The following is a 23,088-nucleotide window of genomic DNA, read 5'->3' on the forward strand; positions in this document are numbered from 1 at the left end:
TCAACATCTTATATTATACGCATGCTTAAAGTTTATTTAGTCCAATTTGACAGCGCCAAAGGCAACAAAACCGAAAATCTCGCCCGTGCAAAGAAGATGATTCTCGATGCAAAGCCCAATGCGGGGAGTCTCGTGCTCCTTCCCGAGATGTTCGCCACAGGGTATGTCCCCGCAGACCTCGACAAAGCCGCTGAAGACTTCAGCTCAAATTGTACTGGTGAAACAGCACGCACCCTCTCCGAAATTGCAGACGAAACGAACTGTACCATCATGGGTGCAGGCATTACCCGCGCAAGCACCGGATTTTATAACCACGTAAGCATCTACAAGCCCAACGAAGCCCAGGAATTCCGCGGCTACAACAAAATGAACTTGTTCTTCCCCGAAAAAGAAAGCTTCAAGGCGGGTAGTGAAATTAATTTATTTAAGTTTAACAATTGGTCCATTGCTTCGTTTATCTGCTACGACCTGCGATTCCCCGAAATTTTCCGCGAAGTAACCAAAAAAGGCGCAAACCTCATCACGATCCAGGCTGCGTGGCCCGCCAAGAGACGAGCCCATTGGGAAACGCTCCTCAGAGCCCGCGCCATTGAAAACCAGGTCTATATCGCCGCCGTAAACGCCGTCAGCGAAAGCAACGCCCAAAAGCTCCCGCTTGCAGGGACTTCCCTCATTATTTCGCCAAACGGAGACATTCTTGCCGAAGGACCGACCCAAAGCGAAACGGTCATTTCTGCCGAACTGGACCTCCAAGCTGAACGTGATTATCGTAAATCCTTCCCCGTTCTCGAAGGCATCGTCCCTCCAGAATTTTTATAGAACTGGCGCAAATCATAGACCCATCCGTACGAATCAAGTGAACTGAATCACACTATAAATGGATGTGGTTCAAAGGCTCTTGGACAATCAGTCAAGCTTAATTCATTGACTATCAACGTGTTACAGAACACAAATTTTATATATTTGCCAAAAAATTTTCTTTCCAGTATTGACATTTTCGTCACAGAAAGATTATTTTTATATTACGTCTTTTAAGAAAAGAGGCTTAATATGGCAACAACAAGTAAAATTGACGAAGCAAAAGAGCTCATCAAAGCAGGGCTCAAGCGCGAGCTGATTTTAAAAATCACCTCTATTTCGGAATACGAGTACAGCCTTCTCCAGCGTGAACTCCTCGCTACGGCATAGGCTTGCAGCTCATTCTGAACATACCCGCCCAAAAAGCAACCGACGGTGCTTCACGCAAGGCCGCCGTTATTGCTTGTTATAAAGACGGGAGTCTCCTGCTCGATGCGAGGGATAACCTCAAGCCCGCAAGATTTACAATGTATCCGTCCGACAACTTTCCATGGACGGAATTCATTGAAAAACTGCTTGCCGCATGGCAGCTCTGCGATTACAGCGATGTTCCAGAAGCATTCAAGCCTATCAAGCAGATTCCCCCGTTCGTGATTGAAGGTCTACCGCGTGAACCCGTCCCGCAACAGCTCAAGGTTCTAGCTTCATTGCGCACGCAAGGCTATTTCGCCCCTCTCCAAAATCCGGGAAAATAATTTAGGGCAAAAAAGAAAAGAAAGTGTCCTCTCCTAATCCGTATCGACCAAACATCGACCATAATCGAAGACACTTTCTTTGTTTTTCCAAGGAGAATCCACCCTTCCATCTCCTACGTTTTATATTATACATTATTTTGGTCAAATAGATTATTATTAAAAAAATATTTTCTAATCAAAAATTATATATTCGGACTATGAACCTTATCAAGTATTTTAGCAAGCAACGTTGGTTCATGGGAAAAAACAGAACCATCTTACGCGCGGACACGCTTGACTCCACAGAAGCCGGCAACACGCGCATCAGGCTTATCAAAGTTTCGTTTGACGATGGCGAAAGCGACATTTACACCATCATCGATGACGAAAATGCGGTCGGTAAAATTCTCGAAGACGCATTCCTCGATGGTTCTCAACAGTCTGTTTTCGCAGGCGACTCCGGATTTTTCTCGTTTAGAATTACATCGCCATTTTCTAGGGCTGCGCTCACTAGCATCAAGCCCGTTTCAAAGGAACAGAGCAACTCCGCATTTTGCACACCCGGCAAGTTTTTCTTCAAGCTATACCGCAGGCTAGAACCGGGTTTACACCCCGAAGCCGAAATCCTTGAAGCGATGAACAAGGCCGACAGCAGCCGAGTTCCAAGGCTTTACGCCGTCTGCAATTACAAGGCCAAAGGCGGTGAAGTTTACACGTGGGGAATCCTCGAAGAGCATTTCCCAAACGCACTTGACGCCTGGAGCGAATTCTGCAAAAACATGGATAGCACGGACGCTTTCCAGCTCGGGATGTCCACCGCGCAGATGCACGAAAGCCTCAAGCGTTTAAGCGGGCCCAAGTACAGCGGCATCGAACCGCCATTTGACCGACTGACGCAACTTTTGAAAAACTCCACGGATACCGAGTACGCTCCGAAATTGCGCGAAAAGCTCCCGGAATTGCGCATCCGCTATAGCGACTTGCTCCGCGAAACGTTCAGCGACAAGACCATCAAAAAGCAGCGCATCCATGGGGATTACCATCTCGGGCAAGTGCTGATTACGCAAAGTGCAAATGGCACAAAGCATTTCGAGATTATTGACTTTGAAGGGGAACCCACGCGCAGCCTCGACTACAGACGCACCATCCGCTCCCCCGCTGTCGATATCGCCGGGATGTTGCGCAGCTTTGCCTATGCAGGCGCCGTCGCCAAGACCGACCCGACCGAAGCTCAAAAGGCTTTTGTCACAGGATATTCCAAGGTCTCTGGGATTTCTACCGAAGAAATCGAGAAGGAATCCAAGCCCTACATTCTCGCAAAAGCCATCTACGAAGCATGCTACGAGCTAGAATTCCGCCCCGACTGGTTCTGGATTCCCGCCAAAGCATTGCTAGAGTTATAAGAAAAGCAAATAGGAACGCGCCGCGGTCACATATTTTTTATATTTGGCGTCATCATGACACCAGAAGAAATGGAACAGTTACTCCGCAAGGACGCAGCAGAGCTCGTCAAGACCGAGCCGTTTTCGAAGTTGATGCTCGAAGAGCAAATCCTTAACCGCAAGAATTTTGCGGATATGCTTGGAGTAACCCTCGCTTGTCAGCTCGCCGGCGAAGTCATTGACCGCGCTGAACTCGAGAAGATGTTCCGAGTCATGTACGAAAAGTATCCCCAATTGCTCATTTGCGCGACAAAGGACTTGCACGCAACAGTCCTCCGCGACCCCGCTTGCACGGGTCCCCTCGAACCACTACTGTTCTTCAAGGGATTCCAAGGACTGCAAGCCTACCGCGTAGCCCACGTCCTTTATGAAGAAGGCCGCCACTTCCCCGCCAAGATGCTCCAGAGCATCATCAGCCGCAAGTTCGGCATGGACATCCACCCGGCAGCAAAAATTGGCCACGGACTTTTGGTGGACCACGCCACAAATATCGTCATCGGTGAAACTGCGACCGTCGGGAACAACGTGAGCTTTTTGCACGGCGTGACCTTGGGCGGTACCGGTAACGAAATCGGCGACCGTCATCCGAAAATCGGAAACGGCGTGATGCTCGGTGCGCACGCTCAGTTGCTCGGCAACATCCACATTGGCGATGGCGCAAAAATTGGCGCAGGCGCCGTGGTGCTTTGCGATGTTCCAGCGCACACGACTTATGCAGGCGTCCCTGCCGTTCAGGTGGGTCACCCGCACGACGACATGCCGAGCTTCAACATGCAGCAAGATTTCACGCGCGACAAGAATTAAACGGAAGAACGTCCAAAGCGAGAATCGCGCAAATGAACAAGGCCACGAAAATCAAATTCATTAGCGATAAGCTAGACGAACTATACCCTAGTCCACCCATCCCGCTAGATTTTACAAGCCCATTCACGCTCCTCGTGGCCGTTGTTTTAAGCGCTCAATGTACAGACATTCGCGTGAACCAGGTGACAGCAGTCCTCTTCAAGGAAGCGAACACCCCCGCCAAGATGATCAAGCTCGGCGTCGACCGCATTGCCGAAATCATCAAGCCCTGCGGTTTCTTTAACACCAAAAGCGTGAACATTTTCAAGCTCTCGCAAGCACTCGTCGAAAAGTTCAAAGGCGAAGTTCCACACACGTTCGAGGAACTCGAAAGCCTCCCTGGAGTCGGACATAAGACGGCAAGCGTCATCATGAGCCACATCTTTAAACTCCCTGCATTCCCGGTCGATACGCACATTCATCGACTCGCCGAACGCTGGGGCTTGAGCGACGGTTCAAGCGTTGAAAAGACCGAAGCGGATTTAAAAAAAGCTTTTCCCAAAGAAGAATGGGAAAAGCGTCATTTGCAAATCATTTATTTTGGGCGCAACTACTGTAAAGCGCGCGGGCATAAAGATGAAGAATGCCCAATTTGCAGCACAATAAGACGAAAGACGAGAGACTAGAGACGAAAGAATAGATTCAACGTCTTTGACCTTACCTTCTACGCGATGGTGGCGGAGGTGGCACACTATGCGAGCCATGATGACGTTCTGAACGGCGCGATTGCCAACGATCCTCATCGTCATTTGAGCTAGAAGCCTGCGGCGGAGGTGGTGCCGGGCGCTTGTAATTCGGCGGTGGCGGAGGCGCCGGTCGAGAATTGTTCGAAGAAGCCTGAGCTGAAAGCGCCGATTTTTTCAAGACATTTGACGAAGGCGACGGAGGAGGTGCCGATGGACGCCAGCCATTGGAATGCGGGCGCGGCGGCGGCGGCGGATTGTCAAAACGCCTAGGCGCAGGCCTATCATAACGAGGCCTGTCATTTCGCGGCCTTACATGGCGGCGCGGAGGCGGTGCATAGCGGTGTGGACGGCGATAATGCGGGCGGCGATGCACCCAATCGTAATAGAACGGATCCCAGCCCCAATAAACGAGACCAGCTCCAGTCCAAACTCCATTCACATAACGGAGACGAATATTCCCGTCCGAAACAACGTAATAGACAACACGCGGGTCGTATTCCGGAACGTACACATATTCTTCGCGGACCGGTTGGATTGAAACATTTTCATCAACGGTCACCGCAATCTTGTCATCGCTATGCAAATAACCATTCTTGTGGGCAACCTTGCGCATTCTCTGTACAGCGTCCATCACATCGGCTTTCTGCATTTCAACTGCTTCACCAAGCTGATTCGCCCATGTGGCGTATTTTGCAAGCTTGCGAAGAACATCCGGAAACGGGATAAGCGCAATCACCGACTCGTCGTAATCGAGTTCGGCTCGTTCAATTGCGGCTGCCAAATCATCACCCTTCAAATGGCGATTTGCAGTTGCAAACGCAGATGCACTCGGAAGGTCATCGCCATGCGTTGACGCATCCAAAACGTGCACCAAGAGCGGGTCCGGATAAAGCGCAATCGTCGAAACAAGCGTATCTAGTTCCGAAGGCGTATAGCGCGTCTGGGCGTTCGCCAATCCTGCCAAAAGAAACACCAATGGCAGAACGTATTTTAACGTCTTTTTAAACATAGGAACCTCCTTATCCTTAAAATACATCTTATTAGATGCCGCCGACCACCTCTTGGTTTCAAGATTATCCAAAAACTACTTTTGATTAGCCCAAATCAAGTAATCCTTGAGGCCCTCGATTTGCTTTTTATCCAACTGGAACGATGCCGTCGGATAATCCAGAAGGAGTATTTCATAGAATACAAATTCGCTCAATTTATCCGCATTGAGAGCTTTATCAAGCCGTCGAAGCACTTCAACTGATTCCTTAAGGGATTTATTTTCCATAAAGGGCAGTAAGCCCATCAGGCATTCACGGTACATGGTTTGCGGCATTAGCACTTTTTTCGCCTTTTCTTTATAATAGGGTTCATATAGCCATGCCGCCTGAACAAACGCATAATACGTCCAAATGGAATCGGACTGCATATTCACATTCCCAGTCGCAGAGTCACGAGCAATACTCACCTGCGGGTTAAAAGTCCAGTTCTTGATATTCAATCCATTTAATCCGTAAATTTCCTTGCGCAACGCTTCCAGTCGCGGGTTATTGCGGTTCAGGACTTTCGCGATAGAAATTTCTTCAAGAGCTTTTTCCTTTTGCCCCTTAACTTTATAGACATCGGCTAGCAACCAGTGAGCGAGAAAATCCACGTAGTTTGCTTCAATCGCCTTTTTATACCAAAGCTCAGCCTTGTCCCAATTTCGTTCGATACCGTAAGTCTGTCCAATATAAGTTATCGCGCTATACAGTTTCGGGTCTTCTTGCAAAGCGAGAGTGTAAGCATCGCGAGCCTTAGCATACTGATGCGAACCAAAATAATTTTCAGCCTTGTCAAGCAACTTTTTAGCCTCGCCCGTAGCCTTAATCGCCTTCACATCATAGCTATCGCCCTTTTTCTCGCGATAGACCGGGAAGTTGATCAACTGGCTTCGATCTGGTACCGGAAACGGTTTATCCACAATTTTCAGCGAATAAAGAGTTTTGGATTCATTCACAAGATCCATAGCCGTTTTTAGCGGGTTCTCAACTTCGGCAAAAGAAAGCGAGACAAACACGCAAAGCCACACTAGGATTTTATTTTTCATAAGCCCATTCCTTCTTAGTTTAGTCTGCAAAACAAAATACAAAATAATCACAATAAAACAAAAGACCCCGGCGGTTAAGCCGAGGTAATATGATTCAGTAATAAGTGGTTAGTGATTAGGAATGTAATAGAAATGTTCTAATTACAATTCCTTCCTACCGCCTACTGTCTACTTCCTACTATTTAATTACTTTGTCGGGTTGAAAGAATCCTTCAAGCCAACAGTTCTGTTGAACACGAGGTGACCCGGCTTGGAGTCTTCGCTATCAAGGCAGAAGTAGCCCTGACGCATGAACTGGAAGCGGTCTTCGAGCTTCGCGTCGGCGAGTGCGGGTTCCACCTTGGCCTGCTTAATAACCATGGAGTTCGGGTTCAGGTAATCGTGCCAGTCTTCGCCTTCCGGGACCTGAGCAGGATCTTCGAGCGTGAACAAGTTATCAATGAGGCGCACTTCGGCATCCACAGCGTGTGCGGCAGAAACCCAGTGGATCGTGCCCTTGACCTTGCGGCCATCCGGAGATTCGCCACCCTTGCTAAGCGGGTCGTAGACGCAGTGAATGACCTTGACCTTGCCGTCATCATCCTTTTCAACGCTCTTGCAAGTGACAAAGTAAGCACCCTTGAGACGGACTTCGCCTTCCGGCTTCAAGCGGAAGTACTTCTTCGGCGGTTCTTCCATGAAGTCGTCTGCTTCGATGTAGAGTTCACCGCTGAACGGCACCTTACGCGTACCAGCGTTCGGGTCGTTCGGGTTGTTCTCGACTTCGATCATTTCGACCTTGCCTGCTTCCCAGTTGTCAATCACGAGCTTGACCGGATCAATCACGGCCATCACGCGGTTAGCGGTCTGGTTCAATTCTTCACGGATGCAGAAGTAAAGGAGGTTCACATCGACCATGGAGTCGGCCTTGGAAACACCGATGCGGCTGCAGAACTCGCGAATGGAGCTCGGGGTAAAGCCACGGCGGCGGAAACCGCAAACAGTCGGCATACGCGGGTCGTTCCAGCCAAGCACAGCCTTTGTCTGCACAAGTTCGAGGAGTTTGCGCTTACTCATCATCGTGTACGTGAGGTTCAAGCGGGCAAATTCAATCTGCTGCGGACGGTTCTGCAAACCAAGTTCAATGAGGAACCAGTCATAAAGCGGACGGTGGGCTTCGAACTCGAGCGTGCAGATGGAGTGCGTGATGCCTTCGATCCAGTCGCTAATCGGGTGGGCAAAGTCGTACATCGGGTAGATGCACCACTTGTCGCCAGTGCGATGGTGCGTGCAATGCTTGATGCGGTAGATGACCGGATCGCGCATGTTCATGTTCGGGCTTGCGAGGTCGACCTTGGCACGGAGGCACTTTTCACCATCGGCGTACTTGCCGTCGCGCATTTCGTGGAAGAGCTTCATGTTCTCTTCGACGCTGCGGTCGCGATAGGGGCTCGGGCGGGAGGGCTTGCCGGCATCGTTGCCGCGATATTCCTGCATTTCGTCGCGAGTCAAATCTTCGACGTATGCCTTGCCCATTTCAATCATCTTTTCGGCAAAGGCGTAAATCTGGTCGTAGTAGTCGCTTGCGAAAAATTCTTCTTTCCATTCAAAGCCGAGCCACTTCACGTCTTCGCGGATGGAATCGACGTATTCCACATCTTCCTTGGTCGGGTTCGTGTCGTCGAAGCGGAGGTTCGTAAAGCCGCCGAACTTTTTGGCGGTGCCGAAGTTCAAGCAGATGGACTTGGCATGGCCAATGTGAATATAGCCGTTCGGTTCGGGCGGGAAACGCGTCAGCACGTGATCGCGCTTGCCGGTCTGGAGGTCATTAACTATAATGTCCTGAATAAAATTCGAAGATTCGGGGATTTCCATAACAGGGTCCTTTTAAAATTTTACGAGGGAAATTTAGAAAATAGACGAGAGACTTGAGACTAGAGACGAGAGGAAATAGTGGCAATATAAGGTTATTGAACTTAGGGCTTAGACTGAACAATCTTTGACAAGCATTTCTATTTTTACACTAGAATGGCAAATATTGGATATAGTTTTTTAATGGTACTGGCGGCATTTCTGTGGGGTTCCACATTTGTCGCCCAAATCGAAGGCAACGACGTCGGTCCGTTCGCTTTCGTGTGCATGCGAAATTTCATCGCCACAGGTGTCCTTTTCGGACTGGCGAAGGTATTGGACAAATTCAACAAAAGCCCTAGAAAGCCGAAAACAAAAGAAGAAAACAGGGCGCTCTGGATAGCAGGCTTATTCTGCGGGCTTACGCTTTTCTTTGCCATGAACTTGCAACAGACGGGGCTTTTTCTCGGATGTTCCGCCGGAAAGGCGGGGTTCCTCACCGCGTGCTACATCATTTTTGTCCCAATTCTAAGCACATTTTTTGGCAAGAAGATTTCCCCTAAGATTTGGCTTTGCGTTGCCATTACGCTTGAAGGGCTTTACTTGCTCTGCATCAAGGAAGATTTTACCATCCAGCCATCTGATATTATCCTATTGCTTTGCGCACTCGCCTTCGCGGCACACATTCTCGTCGTTGGGAAATACGGCCCTTACATGGACAATGTGAGACTTTCGGCAATACAGTTTCTCGTGGTCGCAACACTTTCCATTTTTCCGATGTTTTTCGTGGACTTGAAAGGGAGTTTTGCGGGTTTTGGCACTGTCATTGAGGTCTATTCGCATTTCAAGCCGTGGATTCCGCTTTTGTACGCGGCCATCCTTTCGAGCGGTGTCGCATTCACGTTGCAAATTGTCGCGCAAAATAAATTAAGGCCCACCATAGCATCGCTATTGATGAGCCTTGAATCTGTGTTTTCCGTGATTTCTGGATGGGTGATGCTCGGTGAGCGATTCACCCTTCAAGAAGCAATCGGTTGCGTGCTAATGTTCACCGCCGTCATCCTTGCGCAAGTCAAAATCAGACGCCGATAGTGCGGAGTTATTCGCCTTTTTTCTTGGAACGCTTTTTAATCAACACAAGCGTACCAAAAGTAAGCACAAGGCCGAACAACAACGAAAGCACTGCGCTACGGGTGAAACCTGCGACAATGTAGGTGACAAATGAAATTGCGGCTACGACAAGCACGTACGGGATTTGCGTATTGACGTGATTCACGTGATTGCATTCTGCACCGGCACTTGCCATAATCGTCGTATCCGAAATCGGAGAGCTGTGGTCTCCGCAAACGGCACCCGCCATGCAAGCAGAAATCGAGATGACCATGAGGCTGTAATCCACACCGCCAAACGCCGCTACGACAATCGGGATGAGGATGCCGAACGTACCCCAGGAAGTACCCGTTGCAAAAGCGAGGAACGCCGCAATCACAAAGATAATCGCAGGCATGAAGTTCATGAAGCCAGCGGCACCGCCCTTCACAAGACCTGCCACAAATTCCTTTGCGCCAAGCGCATCCGTCGTACCCTTGAGTGTCCATGCCAAAGTCAAAATCAAAATTGCAGGTACCATCGCCTTGAAGCCATCCGGTAAGCAAGCCATGCTGTGACTGAAACGCAACACACGGCGGCTCATATAGAAACAAACGGTAAAGACAAAAGCGCCAAACGAGCCAATCGCAAGACCGACAGACGCATCGCTAGAGGCAAACGCATCGACAAAGCCTTTCGCCGCATCGCCCGATGCAAAATAACCGCCCGTATAAATCATGCCAAGCACGCAAAACACAATCAAAGAGGCAATTGGCATTACAAGATCAAGGACACCGCCTTTCGTCGATGTAAAATTCAAGTCTTCCATATTTCCACCAACAGCATTTGTATGCATTTCATGCTTTTTCATCGGACCGATATTCACATTCCAAACGACAACCAAGAACAACGTAAGAATTGTCAATAACGCATAAAAATTAAACGGAATCGCCTTGATAAAGAGCGTGAGGCCATCCTCGCCTTCCACGAATCCCGAAACAGCAGCCGCCCAAGAACTGATAGGGGCGATAATGCAAATCGGTGCCGCCGTAGAATCAATCAGGTACGCAAGTTTTTCATGGCTCACCTTGAAGCGGTCTGTTACCGGACGCATCACGCTACCCACCGTAAGGCAGTTGAAATAGTCGTCAATAAAAATCAAGATGCCAAAGCAGATCGTCGCAATCTGCGCACCGACTTTTGACTTGATATGAGCCTTGGCCCAGTTGCCAAAAGCGGCAGAGCCCCCCGCCCTATTCATGAGAGCGACCATTGCACCCAACATAACAAGGAACACGAGAATACCCACGTTATAAGGGTCTGCGACTTTTGCAATCAAGCCATTCTTGAAAACGGCATCAAAGAATCCCGAGCCAGTCCCTTGGCAAAGAAGAAGCCCACCGACAATGACGCCCACAAAAAGCGATGAATAAACTTCTTTACTCACAAGGGCAAGAATAATTGCGACAAGAGCAGGCACGAGAGCCCAGAAAGTTCCATAAGCCATTATTGTATTTGTGGCCTGTTCCATAAATTACTTTTCCTCTGATTTTAAGGATTCAAGCGGATTTTTAATTCCTGCATTTTCCAATTTTTGCAAAACTTCAATAGCGTAATCAATCGCATCCAAGGAATGCGAACTCGCATACATCCTCAGGTCAGAAAGCGCATAGATCGCCCTTTGGTTGTTCATCTCTTTTTCCGACATAATCTCTCCTTTGCATTTTTCAAAAAAATACCTAAAAAATCTAATTATTGCACGAAAATAAAATTGCATTTTTCGTCAAAAAAAAGTCTCTAACTACAACAAGACCCTGTAAGGCTCCTCCTAATGGAGGATGACAGCTTTCCTCCCTAACCACTAGCCACTAACCACTTCCTACTGCCATCCTTCCTACCGTCTACCGCCTACTCCCCCTAACCACTAATCACTAACCACTACCCACTATTTTATTATCTATATTATAACTGGGGTGCCTGCACACAATACGCGGGCTGAGATTATACCCCTTGAACTTGGTTCGTAATTGAACAAAAGGAACGATTATGTCTGAATCCAACGGCTTTTTCAAGCCTTTTCCGCAGTCTCGCAAGATTTATGTCCCCGGCAAGATTTTCCCGGATTTGAAAGTCGCCATGCGCGAAATTTCGCTCGACGACCCGAAATGCCCTGTGCTCCCTGTTTACGATACGAGTGGCGCTTATGGCGACCCCGACAAGACGATTGATGTAAAGAAAGGACTTGAACGCATTCGTGAACCGTGGATCCGCGAACGCTTGGAAAAAGACGGCGCCCACAAGACTCAGATGCAGTACGCCCGCGAAGGCGTGATTACTCGCGAAATGGAATACGTCGCCATCCGCGAAAACCAGAAGATGGACGAAATTTTTGGCAGCAACGGTGATGCCATCACGCCGGAATTCGTGCGCAAGGAACTCGCCGAAGGCCGCGCCATCATCCCTGCCAACGTGAACCACCCGGAATGCGAACCGATGATTATCGGCCGCAACTTCCTCACAAAGATCAATTCCAACATCGGTAACTCTTCTGTCGCATCTTCCATCGAACAGGAAGTTGAAAAGATGGTCTGGTCTGTGCGCTGGGGTGCAGATACAGTGATGGACCTTTCGACCGGCAAGGACATTCACGAAACGCGCGAATGGATTTTGCGCAACAGCCCGGTACCTATAGGAACCGTGCCGATGTACCAGGCACTTGAAAAGGTGAACGGCATTGCCGACGACCTCACGTGGGAAGTGTTCCGCGATACGCTTATTGAACAGGCAGAACAGGGCGTCGACTACTTTACGATCCACGCAGGACTTTTGCTCAAGTACATTCCGTTTGCCTTGGAACGCACGACAGGCATCGTAAGCCGTGGCGGTTCTATCATCGCCCGCTGGTGTATGGTCCACAAGCAAGAGAACTTCCTCTACACGCACTTCGACGAAATCTGCGACATTCTCGCCAAATACGACGTTTGCGTTTCTTTGGGCGATGGGCTGCGTCCGGGTTCCATTGCAGATGCAAACGACATGGCGCAGTTCTCCGAACTCGATACGCTCGGTGAACTCACCGAAATCGCTTGGAAGAAGGGCGTTCAGGTCATCATTGAAGGTCCGGGTCACGTGCCGATGCACAAGATTCGCGAAAACATGGACCGCCAGATTGAAATGTGCCACAACGCACCGTTCTACACGCTTGGCCCTCTCACCACGGATATCGCTCCGGGTTACGACCATATCACGTCCGCTATCGGTGCTGCAATGATTGGCTGGTTCGGAACCGCCATGCTCTGCTACGTGACGCCGAAGGAACACTTGGGCCTCCCGGACAAGAACGACGTGCGTGAAGGCGTGGTGACATACAAGCTCGCCGCCCATGCAGCCGACCTTGCCAAGGGCCACTTCGCAGCGCACTTCCGCGATGACGCGCTTTCGCGCGCCCGTTTCAGCTTCCGCTGGAACGACCAGTTTGCGCTTTCGCTCGACCCGGAACGCGCCGTAGAATTCCACGACGAAACGCTCCCGGGCAACAACGCAAAGTCCTCGCACTTCTGCTCGATGTGCGGTCCGAAGTTCTGCTCAATGCGCATTTCTAAAGACATTCAGGAATACGTAAAGACTGGCAAGCTTGACCCGAACAGCGACCCGCTGAAGTAAACTGAAACTAGCCAAACCATCCGAGAGAATTGGAGGTGTCCATGGAAAACGGAAAGAAAATTCTTAACAACTTCGTAAAGAGCAAATTCGCCGACCAGAATGAACTAAAGAAGGCTTTGTTCCAAGCCGGCGTTGCCGCGCTTGACGAAGGCTGGACGTTCATGGATGCCACATTCCAGCTCGGCGGCAAGGCTCGCGACGAGGGGCTCTCGGCAGACGATGTCGAGAAGATTTTGCGCAACGCCTTCTCCGAAGAAAAGCGCCGTACCGAACGCGAAGCCGAACAAAAGGCAGCCGCACAAGCCGCTCAAGCAGCAGCGCAACCCGCACAAGCTCCACAGGCTCAAGCCGCCCAAGCCCAGCCGGGCATGGCTTCAGGCTATGCCGCCATGGGCCCAACCGTCATCTCGCCCATTTCAGCAACGATGATGCAGCAGATGATTGCGCTCGGTCTCGACAACCAGTCTCTTGAGCTGTTGCAGAACTTCAAGATTGACCCCGAAGCGCTCTCGATTCCATGGCCCGCCCCTGACTGGCGCAAAGACTTTGCAAAGCTCTTGGCGGCAACGTTCAAGCCCGACGAAACCGTTGAATTCAAGATTTCGAACACACCATCCGGTTCTCGCGAAATCGTCTCGAAGATTATCGCGCAAGACGAAGCGCTCAAGAAAATCATGAAGCAGCTCGACGGTCCGGACGGAGCGCTCCTCACGATTAATGCAGTGAAAGGCGGCGCCGACGCCACCGACGAAAGCTGGCATTACCGTTACGTTGTCGTAGACAACCCGAAGATGACGCTTGCGAAGCAGCTCGCTTACTACAAGGCATTGAACCTCCCCTGCGCCGCCCTTGTGAACACGGGCGCAAACTCCGTGCAGGCCTGGATCAAGATTGAAGCGCATGACCAGGAAGAATACAAGGAACGCGTAGACTTCCTTTTCCAGACGCTTGAATCGCAAGGCTTTAAAGTCGATGACGGCAACCGCAACCCAAACCAGATGGTCCGCATGCCAGGCGTGCTCCGCAACGGCAAGCAGCAGTATCTCATCGCATTGGAACAAGGCGCCAAGAATTTCACGGAATGGCGCGAATGGGCGGAATACTCGCTCGATGGAAAGCCGCTCGTAGAACTTGCAAGCGATAGCGAAGAAGCTCCGAAAAAAGACGTTACCATTATCGAGAACGTACTCCGCGCTGGTGAATTTTTCTTGTTCACAGCCCCGCCGAAAAGCGGAAAGTCGCTTGCGCTCATGGACATGGCGCTTTCCATTTGCCACGGCGAAGACTGGCTCGGCAACACAACAAATGCAAACGACGTTCTGTACATCAACTTGGAACTCACCAAGTCCGTGTTCTTGAACCGTCTCTTTTTACTTGGCGAAAAGCGTAACCTCCAGCCGAACACGCCCAAATTCGGTTTCTTGAATCTCCGCGGCACAGCGCTTACACCGCTTGAAATCGCACAGCTCATCGCAAAGCGCATTCAAGGCGCCAAGAAGCTTGAAAATCACGATTACAAGGTCGTCGTGATTGACCCGATATCTGCCGTTTTGCACAACCCGAAGTCTTCAAGACTCAGCGGCTCCCCGCACCAGATTCTGATGCAAATGGTCGATTCGATTATCGCCCTCACAGGTTGCGCCGTCGTGACTTCCACGAACATAGGCGAATACCCCTACCTCGAATCCCGCGCCGACAGCGTCATTTCGCTCACGCCGGTTGAAGGTAGCCTGAACACGTACCAGATTAAAGGCTCGTTCCGCGAATTCCCGAAGACTCTCGCCCGCGAATGCTCCTGGATTTATCCTAGATTTATAGTTTAAACATTCAACACGATTATAAAGATGTACAAACAGAACAATCGTTTTTCACGCCGCTCCGAAGGGAGCATTGCCCGTAACACCATGGGCAACAGAATCGGCAAACCCCTCGCCGGAGGCAAGTTCCACGCTTCCAGAAAATCCGATGTCCGCAAGGACGATGAACTCGAAGAAAAGAAGGCAAAGGCCGAAAAGCCTGTTGTCCGCAAAATTCTTTCGTTCGACGACATCAAGACCCAAGTTGCCGCATGGATGGAAAACGACCGCATTCCGGGAAAGTTGCAAGCCTGGTTTACCGCCGAAGCCACTCCCGAAAACTCCGACTGGAGAATCATCAAGGAATACCACGGTGTCCAGGAAAACCTGGTCATTGACGCTCCGTCCCGCGACATGAAGCCGCTTGAGCTCGTGAAGCGCATCTTGGAACAGCTCCACAAGGAACATTTGCGCATCTTCAAAAAAGCATTGCGCCAAATCTGGTTCCGCGCCACAGGCGACGGCCGCTTTGCTCTCCTCGTACAAGTGAATGTCAAAGGCAAAATTTCGGCACACGGCTACAAGACGTTCGTCGACTTTATCGAACGCAGCTGCCCCGAAGTCATCAGCTGCCACCAGATCCAGTGCTTGCCGGACCGTCTCTTTGACCCTGCCGATGCTCAGGGCATGAAGGTCGAATCCAAATGCTCCTTCGGCAGCAGCTTTATGCCGATTGCCTCGACCGGCTTTAGCATGCATGTTTTAGACTGGACGCCGCGCATCAAGGATGCATGGCTCAACCTCCCCGTGCGCATCAAGGACGCCATCCACCCGAACCGCGAAGACCGTTTCTTCGAATTCTGCTCTGGCCCGTCTTACGTTTCTGCATCGCTCGCCCCGTTCTTCAAGCAGGTCGAAGCACTTGACTGCCGCGAATCCGCCATGCAGTCTTCCAAGCTGAACATCCGTAACCTCGCCACGCAGAACATGCGTTTCCACCGCAGCCATCTGGACGCAAACTTCGTCTCGAAATTCTTCTCGAAGAGCGATAACGCTGAAGGCCGCTGGACGTTCTACCTCAACCTGGGCATCAACGACACCATCAATTCCGAAATGGTGCAGACGCTCGCCGGTTCGCGCCCTGAACGCATTCTTTTGCAGACCGGGAACCTCGAAACCGCCTCTAAGGCGATCAAGGCTTTCCGTAACGAAGGCTACATGCTCCGCAAGAACATTCCACTCTACATGGAACCGGGTCGTGGAACTTTCGAAATTCTCTTCTTGTTTGTACCGGATAGAGTTGGCATTTTGGGCCAGAACCCGGCCCTTGCACACCGTTCACGCAATATCCAGCGCCCGAAAGAACGCCCCACGCGCTCAAATTCGTCGGATATTCCTCATTTTGTGCAAAAAACGCCCACTTTTAAGCAAAGAAAAGATTAAATTATTTAACAAATACCAAATTTTTGCTTAGGGAAACGTATGCGATTTTTAAAATGTGCTTCGATCTGTCTTGGTCTTTCGGCTCTGATTGCATCTGCCTACGTGGTAAAAAAAGGCGATACCCTCTGGGATTTGAGCGCCGAATTTTTAAACGATCCGTTCGCATGGCCGGATTTGTGGGAAAATAATAGGCACATTGAAGACCCGCACTGGATTTATCCGGGCGACTCCATCTATCTAGGCGAAGGCATCAAGGATGACGGTTACCGTCTCCCGAAGACAAAACCGTGCGAAGGTGCGGTTGCCGATTCCAACTTGCCAAAGGGCATCAAGTCCGTCGGTTGCGATGAACGCGACGCCCGTAACGGAGACTTCGAGAACATGCTCGGAAACCTCCGCGACAAGGATAAGAAGCACAAGAAGAAAAAAGCAGCGGACACCTACCTCTATCAGAAGCGCCCTGCTCCAAAGATTTTCAACGGCTATTACCAGATTTTGGCTCCAGAAATCTATTCGCTCGATTCCATCAAGAAGGACCAGCGTTTCTTCTCCATCCGCACTGGCGAAAAGAAGGAACCGATTATCCACATTCCTGAATCTGAAGTCATCGTTGGCATCGGTCGCAAGACAAACGCAAGCCTCAAGAAGGGTGACCTTGTCGAAATCCTGGATGCTCGCGCCATTGAAGTTCCTTCTCAAAAGGGAAAGAGCTATGACAACTACGCACTAGTAAGGCTTACCGGTTATGCAAAAATTACCGCTATCGGTGATACACTTTCAAGAGCAAAGATTGTCCAGAGCTTTAGGGAAATCAAGCTTGACCACGCCAAGGCACGTCTAAAGCAGCCGCTCAATATATTGAACGTCTCCGGCTACACCGCCGTCCCCGAAGCAAAAATCGAAGACATGGCGATGATCCGTTATACGATGGACCCGATGCTCATCATCGGTGCTTATGCCTACATCCTGGTCGACAAGGGCGCAAAGCAAGGGTTCAATACCGGAGACGCCATTGCCATCTGGGAAGAAGACACGTCTGACGCAGGTCTCCCACCGAGACTCCTTGGACGCGGCATCATCGCTAGAGCCACCGAAAACGAATCGACGGTACTCGTTCGTGAAGTCTATTCGAACAGCCGCCGCATTGAAATCGGACACAAGGTTTCTATAACCCATCAAGCGAACTTGGCCCAGTGACAAAGAACTTATTGATTTTCATCGGCATCGCGATTTCGATTCTAGCCATTTTGATGGCCGGAAGTGTCATTATACTCAATTATCCTGAATTGTTGGCACATATTCCATTTTAAGGAAGTGGGCTCCAATGCGGATATCTCGTAGCAATCTTCTCTTTCTATCCTTTTTTGCAGGGGGAATTGTCTTACCGACGGCAATTCTCTCGTTCTTGAGTGTACGGAACATCCAGAACGAAGCCTACCTTGCACAAAAGAACTATAGCGAGAGCACAGCGACATTCCGCGAACAATGCGAATCAACCATCAGCAAGGAACAGAACAAGATTTTCCAGGAAATCAAGTCCGCCTCGCTGTACCTTTACGAACAGCCGCACAGCCTCTTGGACTTCGGAAACGCCACACAATTCAAAACGGTGAACGGCATCGAGGCCATGTTCCTGTACAACAACGGAACACTCATCTACCCCGACATTTCATCGAAGCACTTTTCAAAGACTTCGGACTATTCAAACAGCATCGCAAGCCAGATCGAAAAAATGCTGTTCCGCGAAGAAGTCACGTCGGCCATGCCGCAGCCCGCAAGCCTGTCGCGTTCGGCACGCCAATTGCGTTTTTCGTTTGAATCCATTGACGACCACATCCAGAACATTCTTGGACTTGTGCGTATCGCATACAAAACCAAGGACTATGACGAAGCGCTCCGACTCTTAAACATTCTCGAAGAGCACCCACACCAGCAGGGCTACCTCCATTCGGACCTGACGCGTTCCGTCAACCTGCTGCACTTTGAAATTCTCGTTGCCCAAAAGAAACACAAAGAAGCTGAAGATTACACGATCGCCGTTTTAAACCAGTTCTTGCAAAGCGAGAACATCGAGAACCTGCCCTCGGCAAGATTTTTCTTCGAAACAGCCTTCACCCAAATTCTTTCTTTTGAAAACCTGAGTCAAGAAAAACGCGAAGCTTTCTGGAACTTGCGCGAGAACTTCAACCGCCAGCTTGGCTACATGGACATATTCTTCAACAACAAAGATATCGTCCAGGCTCTCCTGAACAAGGAGACAACATCCAAGAGCGGCATCGACATCATGAGTGACAACAAGTCCACGTTCATCAAGATGAGCTACCCCATCCTTTCAGGGGACCAGGTCGTGCTCGCCAAGGTGAACATCGATGAATACCGCGAGCTCATGCGCTCCAAACTCAAGACCTCGTCACAAGGCTGGAAAAGTATCCCCTTCTCCATTACGGAAGGTCCCGACAAGACTCTCATTCTCGGACACGTTTCGGACAGTTCCGCAGTCATGACTCAAGTTGTTCTAGACAAAGTCATTTCCTGGAATCTAACCTTGTACGAAAAAGGCTTAAGCGAAATCAAGCGTGAAACGCGCAAGCGCATGTTCCTCATGTACGGGCTTTTGTCGTTCTCGCTCATTACCGTATTGCTCGGCTCCATTGTAATGTTCCGCTTCCTCACACAGGAACACAAGCTTCTGGCCATGAAGGCGAACTTCCTTTCGAGCGTTTCGCATGAACTGAAGACTCCACTCACATCCATCAAGATGTTTGCCGAGATGATGGCCCGCGGACGCGTGCAGAAAGTCGAGAAAGTGCAAGAATATTCAGGCCTTATTGGCAAAGAAGCGACCCGCCTTGAAAACTTGATAGGCGCTATTTTGAACTACACTCGCATGGAACATGGCAAGGGCGGTTTCCATTGGGAAAAGCTTGATTTTTCGGCCTGCGTCCAGAAGGTTTTTGATAACGTAGAAGACATCGGTGTCGAGAAAGGGCTCATGTTCAATACAAAGATTGAGCCGAGTATGTTTGTGGTTGGCGACTACACGGCTCTTTATAGCTTGGTGCAGAACCTTATCGAAAACGCCATCAAGTATACAAACGCTCCGGGCGACATCACTATAACGGTAGCCCCCGACGAAGACAGAGTCGTTTTCTCCGTGGCCGATACCGGTATAGGCATCCCGTCTTCGGAACAAAAAAATATATTTAATGATTTTTATAGAGTCGGTGACGAAATGACTCGCAGTACAAAGGGCTCTGGGCTTGGCCTAGCCATCGTAAAGCGCGTAGCCGAAACGCACAAGGCGACCATTTCACTCACCAGCAAACCCGGCAAGGGCTCCACATTCACCGTAAGATTCAAAAAGGCAGAATGATTATGCAACAACACAGAATTCTCATTGTTGAAGACGAAGAAATCATCCGGCTTGGGCTCCAGGACAACTTTGAGCTCGAAAACTACGAAGTCGAGACGGCATGCGATGGCGAAGAAGCCATTGCCAAGACGGATTCATTCCAGCCGCACCTCATCTTGCTAGACGTGATGCTCCCCAAGAAGAGCGGTTTTGAAGTCTGCCGAATTATCCGCAAAAAGCACCCGGAATGCATCATCATTATGCTTACCGCAAAGACCGAAGAAACGAGTAAAGTCGCAGGCCTTGACATGGGCGCAGATGACTACGTAACAAAGCCGTTCTCTATTCTAGAACTTCTAGCACGCGTGAAGGCGTTCCTCCGCCGAATTGACTTGCAGACTCAAGCAAATCCGACAAAGCAGCTTGCCTCAGTCGATGCCATTGACTTTGCCGACATCCACCTGGATTTCAAGAAGTTCATCGCCACCAAGGGCGGCGTTCCGCTGGAACTTTCCACAAGGGAATTCCAGATTCTCAAGTACTTCTGGCAGCGCCGTGGCGAAGTTGTCTTACGCGAAGACCTGTTGCAAGATCTCTGGGGCTACACTCCCGAAAACATGCCCTCCACCCGCACGATTGACAACCATATCGTGAACCTGAGGCGCAAACTTGAAGACGACCAGGCCAACCCGAAAATCATCCTTTCTATCCGTGGAGCAGGCTACAAGTTTGATGCGTAATATTTGGCAAAAAGAAAACGTTTTCAAGGCGTGGGTTTTCGCAATCCTCGCCCTCTGTTCGCTGTTTTCTAGCCAAGCACTCGCAAGCAAGATGGCATCGCAACTCCAGGAAGCCATCTACCTCTTCGAAATGAAAGGCGAAGTTGACGAATCTATCCGCCTTCTAGAAAAAATTTCCCGTCAGGGAGATGCCGACGACAAGGAATCCGCATTCTTTTACCTCGGCAAAATCTACGACTTGGCAAACAACAAGGCCCAGGCCAACCACTTTTACAGCCGCAGCCAGGCGTTTACCAAAAATACAAGCAAATCCTACTGGCTTGCAAGCCGAGACGCCGCTACCAGTTTTGCACCCGTAAGGCTCCTGCAAAAGACAATCCCCCTCCGCAGCCCCATCCGCAAGTTCTTTGAAGGTAAAAAAGCGAACATCCTTTTTGAAAACGGACACATCGCCAAAATAGAAAGCGGGATGGTTATCGAAATTGCATCAAAGCTCAATGAAAACGATCACCTGCTGCATATCGATTCCGAAGGAATGTGGTACCAGAATTCCACTCGAGATTCTGTCTTTTACAGGCCGCACAATTCGCCCAATCAGGAAACACCTTACAACATCAAAGACTTAAGCCAATTTACCGCCGCAAACGGCTATGCTATCGCCATCACCGACAAGGGCTTCTATATATTAGACCGCAAGGGGACAATCACAAAAGGTAGCGTTGACTACACCTCTTGCCAAATCCAGAACGACTTGTTCATTAGCGACAACTTCATTGTCAACTGTCCCGACAACGCCCTCCACTTTATTTCAGCAAATTCGGCAGCAGAAGCGTTTATCATCGCACAATACGACATCATCCAGCAGACATTTGTCCTCAAGGACAAAATATATCTCATTTCAGGGAACGAGCTTTTCTGCTACACATTGCAAAATCCAAAGACTCCGCTTTGGAAAGCAGCCGTCGGGAACATCGAAACACTTCAGGCATTCGAAAAGAATATCGTCACGCTAGAAGCTTCCGGTAAAGTCACCTTGTACGACCAACAGACCGGAAACATCAACGCAAGCATCCGCGTCAACGCCTCGAACGTGTACCAGCTAGCCCAGGGAACGCTAGGACTTTTCTCGAACGAAGGATCCGTCATTACAGTTGATACGTTACTCCGACCGCTGTGGAATTTCAACTTTGCAAAGTCCCCGATGACAGCCCCGATTGTCAAAAGGCGCTTTATCTACATTCCCTACGAAGACAAGAAAATCTACGCCATCGATTCCCATTATTACGGTCAGCGTCCACTATATACGAGTAAACTTGCCGCCCAGGCAATTTTACAAGCCAAGCAAGACCATTGGGAAAACATCCCTCCGCTCCTGGATACAATCATCAAGAATGAACCAGGCAATGCCGAAGCTCATTTTCTCAAGGCCTTAAATCTGGAGAAGCAGGAGGCGCCCGAAAAGAACCGCCAAAGAGCATGGGCCGAAGCGGTAAGGCTTTCTGTCGGCGGTAGCCCGCAAATTGCAAGTACAATATTGAGCCATTACAGCGATGTCATCGGTGCAAGTTTTGCAAGCCCGTTAAACATATCGCCCAAGACGATGTACCCGCAATTCCTGGGGGCCAAAAAGAATCTCTACACCGTTGACCCGGCTACAGAACAACTTATCTGCATCAATGCCGAAAATGGCGAACAGCGCTGGAGCAAGTACATCGGCAAAATCGGGAACGCCCCAGTCATACAGTCCGATGAAAATGCCATCGTCATTTCAACAGGCTACCAGATGAACGTTTACGACATGAACAAGGATGCGTTCAACAAGCCGTTGCAACTCCCAGGAAAAGCATTCAACTTCACAATGACTAGCGATTATATTTACGCCTCGACGTGGAATGGTTTTTTGCTCAAGATTTCACGAGCAAACAACAGCATCGTCTGGTCGCGTAAAGTTTATTCCATGCCATTCCATGTCGTAAAGCTCCCTAAATTCTTGCAGCTTTGCAACCTTGATGGAGCGCTGATGCGCCTCAATGACGATAACGGCTCTACGCAAGAAAAATCATCAAATAGAGTTCCGGTCAACATCACGGCCATGGAAGGAATCGACTCGACCCTCGTCCTCGTTTCAAACACAAATAAACTTTTCCTACAGAATACGAAAAAGAAGGATTACAGTCCCACACAAGTTCTCATGGAATACCCCATTATTTCGATGCAAGTGTTCCGCGACCAGAATGAAGACAAAATCATCATTTCACTTTCGGACCAGTCCATCCTTCTTTATTCCAACATCGGCACCCCGCTCTGGAAATATCAAGGCAAAAAGTCCATATTCTCCAAGCCTTTCATTTACGATGGCAAAGCATGGATCGACCAAGGGAATGAAATCATCGCACTTTCTATCAAAACCGGCAAAGTGGTCAAGACTTTCAATACCCCAGGTGGCGCAGGAACACCGTTCATTCTGAACCACACCCTGTTTAGCGCCTCCCCAAAACGCGTTCTTTACGCATTTCCGCTATAAATTAGCACTATAGGTCATAGTAAACTAAATTTTAGTGGTCATTTTTGCAAAATCTCACTACATTTTGCAAA

At 49.6% G+C, this 23,088-nt stretch carries 19 protein-coding genes; 14 read left to right on the forward strand and 5 right to left on the reverse strand.

Features of this window, described 5'->3' with window-relative positions:
• The first annotated feature begins 21 nt into the window (after positions 1-21).
• From FSU_RS03965 to nth, 6 genes are all read left to right on the forward strand, one after another.
• On the forward strand, positions 22-819 hold the full coding sequence (locus FSU_RS03965; RefSeq protein ID WP_012820260.1) for a nitrilase-related carbon-nitrogen hydrolase: 798 nt from the start codon (positions 22-24) through the stop codon (positions 817-819).
• Between the two features lie 231 nt (positions 820-1,050).
• Positions 1,051-1,188, forward strand: a complete 138-nt coding sequence (locus tag FSU_RS16390; protein WP_012820261.1) for a hypothetical protein — start codon at positions 1,051-1,053, stop codon at positions 1,186-1,188.
• A gap of 2 nt (positions 1,189-1,190) precedes the next feature.
• A complete protein-coding gene (locus tag FSU_RS03970; protein WP_041259995.1) occupies positions 1,191-1,553 on the forward strand; it encodes a hypothetical protein in 363 nt (120 codons plus the stop codon).
• A gap of 197 nt (positions 1,554-1,750) precedes the next feature.
• The gene (locus tag FSU_RS03975) at positions 1,751-2,935 is read left to right on the forward strand and encodes a phosphotransferase (RefSeq protein WP_012820263.1); all 1,185 of its coding nucleotides are present in this window, start codon (positions 1,751-1,753) and stop codon (positions 2,933-2,935) included.
• Between the two features lie 54 nt (positions 2,936-2,989).
• Positions 2,990-3,778, forward strand: a complete 789-nt coding sequence (cysE, locus tag FSU_RS03980) for a serine O-acetyltransferase (RefSeq protein WP_012820264.1) — start codon at positions 2,990-2,992, stop codon at positions 3,776-3,778.
• 32 nt (positions 3,779-3,810) lie between these two features.
• The gene (gene nth / locus FSU_RS03985) at positions 3,811-4,443 is read left to right on the forward strand and encodes an endonuclease III (RefSeq protein ID WP_012820265.1); all 633 of its coding nucleotides are present in this window, start codon (positions 3,811-3,813) and stop codon (positions 4,441-4,443) included.
• A gap of 31 nt (positions 4,444-4,474) precedes the next feature.
• Here nth and FSU_RS03990 read toward each other — a convergent pair whose 3' ends face one another.
• From FSU_RS03990 to FSU_RS04000, 3 genes are all read right to left on the reverse strand, one after another.
• Entirely contained in the window at positions 4,475-5,512 is a 1,038-nt protein-coding gene (locus FSU_RS03990) for a DUF3300 domain-containing protein (RefSeq protein WP_012820266.1), read from the reverse strand.
• Positions 5,513-5,587: 75 nt separating this feature from the next.
• On the reverse strand, positions 5,588-6,580 hold the full coding sequence (locus tag FSU_RS03995) for a tetratricopeptide repeat protein (RefSeq protein ID WP_012820267.1): 993 nt from the start codon (positions 6,578-6,580) through the stop codon (positions 5,588-5,590).
• A gap of 186 nt (positions 6,581-6,766) precedes the next feature.
• Positions 6,767-8,434 (reverse strand): glutamine--tRNA ligase/YqeY domain fusion protein, encoded by a 1,668-nt coding sequence (locus FSU_RS04000; protein ID WP_012820268.1) that lies wholly within the window; start codon positions 8,432-8,434, stop codon positions 6,767-6,769.
• A 153-nt stretch (positions 8,435-8,587) separates the two neighbouring features.
• Between FSU_RS04000 and FSU_RS04005 the strand changes: the two genes are divergently transcribed.
• Positions 8,588-9,502, forward strand: a complete 915-nt coding sequence (locus tag FSU_RS04005) for a DMT family transporter (protein ID WP_012820269.1) — start codon at positions 8,588-8,590, stop codon at positions 9,500-9,502.
• Between the two features lie 7 nt (positions 9,503-9,509).
• On the opposite strand, the gene FSU_RS04010 is transcribed toward FSU_RS04005, so the two are convergent.
• Both FSU_RS04010 and FSU_RS04015 read right to left on the reverse strand, forming a co-directional pair.
• Positions 9,510-11,030: a Na+/H+ antiporter NhaC family protein gene (locus tag FSU_RS04010; protein ID WP_012820270.1), complete on the reverse strand. Its 1,521-nt coding sequence runs from the start codon at positions 11,028-11,030 to the stop codon at positions 9,510-9,512.
• Positions 11,031-11,033: 3 nt separating this feature from the next.
• A complete protein-coding gene (locus tag FSU_RS04015; RefSeq protein WP_012820271.1) occupies positions 11,034-11,207 on the reverse strand; it encodes a hypothetical protein in 174 nt (57 codons plus the stop codon).
• A gap of 338 nt (positions 11,208-11,545) precedes the next feature.
• Between FSU_RS04015 and thiC the strand changes: the two genes are divergently transcribed.
• The 7 genes from thiC (at position 11,546) to FSU_RS04050 (ending at position 23,017) form a co-directional block, all read left to right on the forward strand.
• The gene (gene thiC / locus FSU_RS04020) at positions 11,546-13,162 is read left to right on the forward strand and encodes a phosphomethylpyrimidine synthase ThiC (RefSeq protein WP_012820272.1); all 1,617 of its coding nucleotides are present in this window, start codon (positions 11,546-11,548) and stop codon (positions 13,160-13,162) included.
• Between the two features lie 41 nt (positions 13,163-13,203).
• On the forward strand, positions 13,204-14,985 hold the full coding sequence (locus tag FSU_RS04025; RefSeq protein WP_014545329.1) for an AAA family ATPase: 1,782 nt from the start codon (positions 13,204-13,206) through the stop codon (positions 14,983-14,985).
• Positions 14,986-15,006: 21 nt separating this feature from the next.
• Complete coding sequence (locus FSU_RS04030) at positions 15,007-16,401, forward strand: hypothetical protein (RefSeq protein WP_012820274.1); 1,395 nt, start codon at positions 15,007-15,009, stop codon at positions 16,399-16,401.
• Between the two features lie 39 nt (positions 16,402-16,440).
• Entirely contained in the window at positions 16,441-17,598 is a 1,158-nt protein-coding gene (locus FSU_RS04035) for a LysM peptidoglycan-binding domain-containing protein (protein ID WP_012820275.1), read from the forward strand.
• A gap of 127 nt (positions 17,599-17,725) precedes the next feature.
• The gene (locus tag FSU_RS04040; protein WP_012820276.1) at positions 17,726-19,774 is read left to right on the forward strand and encodes a sensor histidine kinase; all 2,049 of its coding nucleotides are present in this window, start codon (positions 17,726-17,728) and stop codon (positions 19,772-19,774) included.
• Positions 19,775-19,776: 2 nt separating this feature from the next.
• Positions 19,777-20,493 carry a response regulator transcription factor gene (locus FSU_RS04045; protein WP_012820277.1) on the forward strand — a complete coding sequence of 239 codons (717 nt, stop codon included), beginning with the start codon at positions 19,777-19,779 and terminating at the stop codon, positions 20,491-20,493.
• Positions 20,486-23,017, forward strand: a complete 2,532-nt coding sequence (locus FSU_RS04050) for a PQQ-binding-like beta-propeller repeat protein (protein ID WP_012820278.1) — start codon at positions 20,486-20,488, stop codon at positions 23,015-23,017. The genes FSU_RS04045 and FSU_RS04050 overlap by 8 nt, the downstream gene beginning before the upstream one ends.
• Positions 23,018-23,088 lie beyond the last annotated feature (71 nt).

This window comes from Fibrobacter succinogenes subsp. succinogenes S85, assembly GCF_000146505.1.
Lineage (GTDB): Bacteria > Fibrobacterota > Fibrobacteria > Fibrobacterales > Fibrobacteraceae > Fibrobacter > Fibrobacter succinogenes.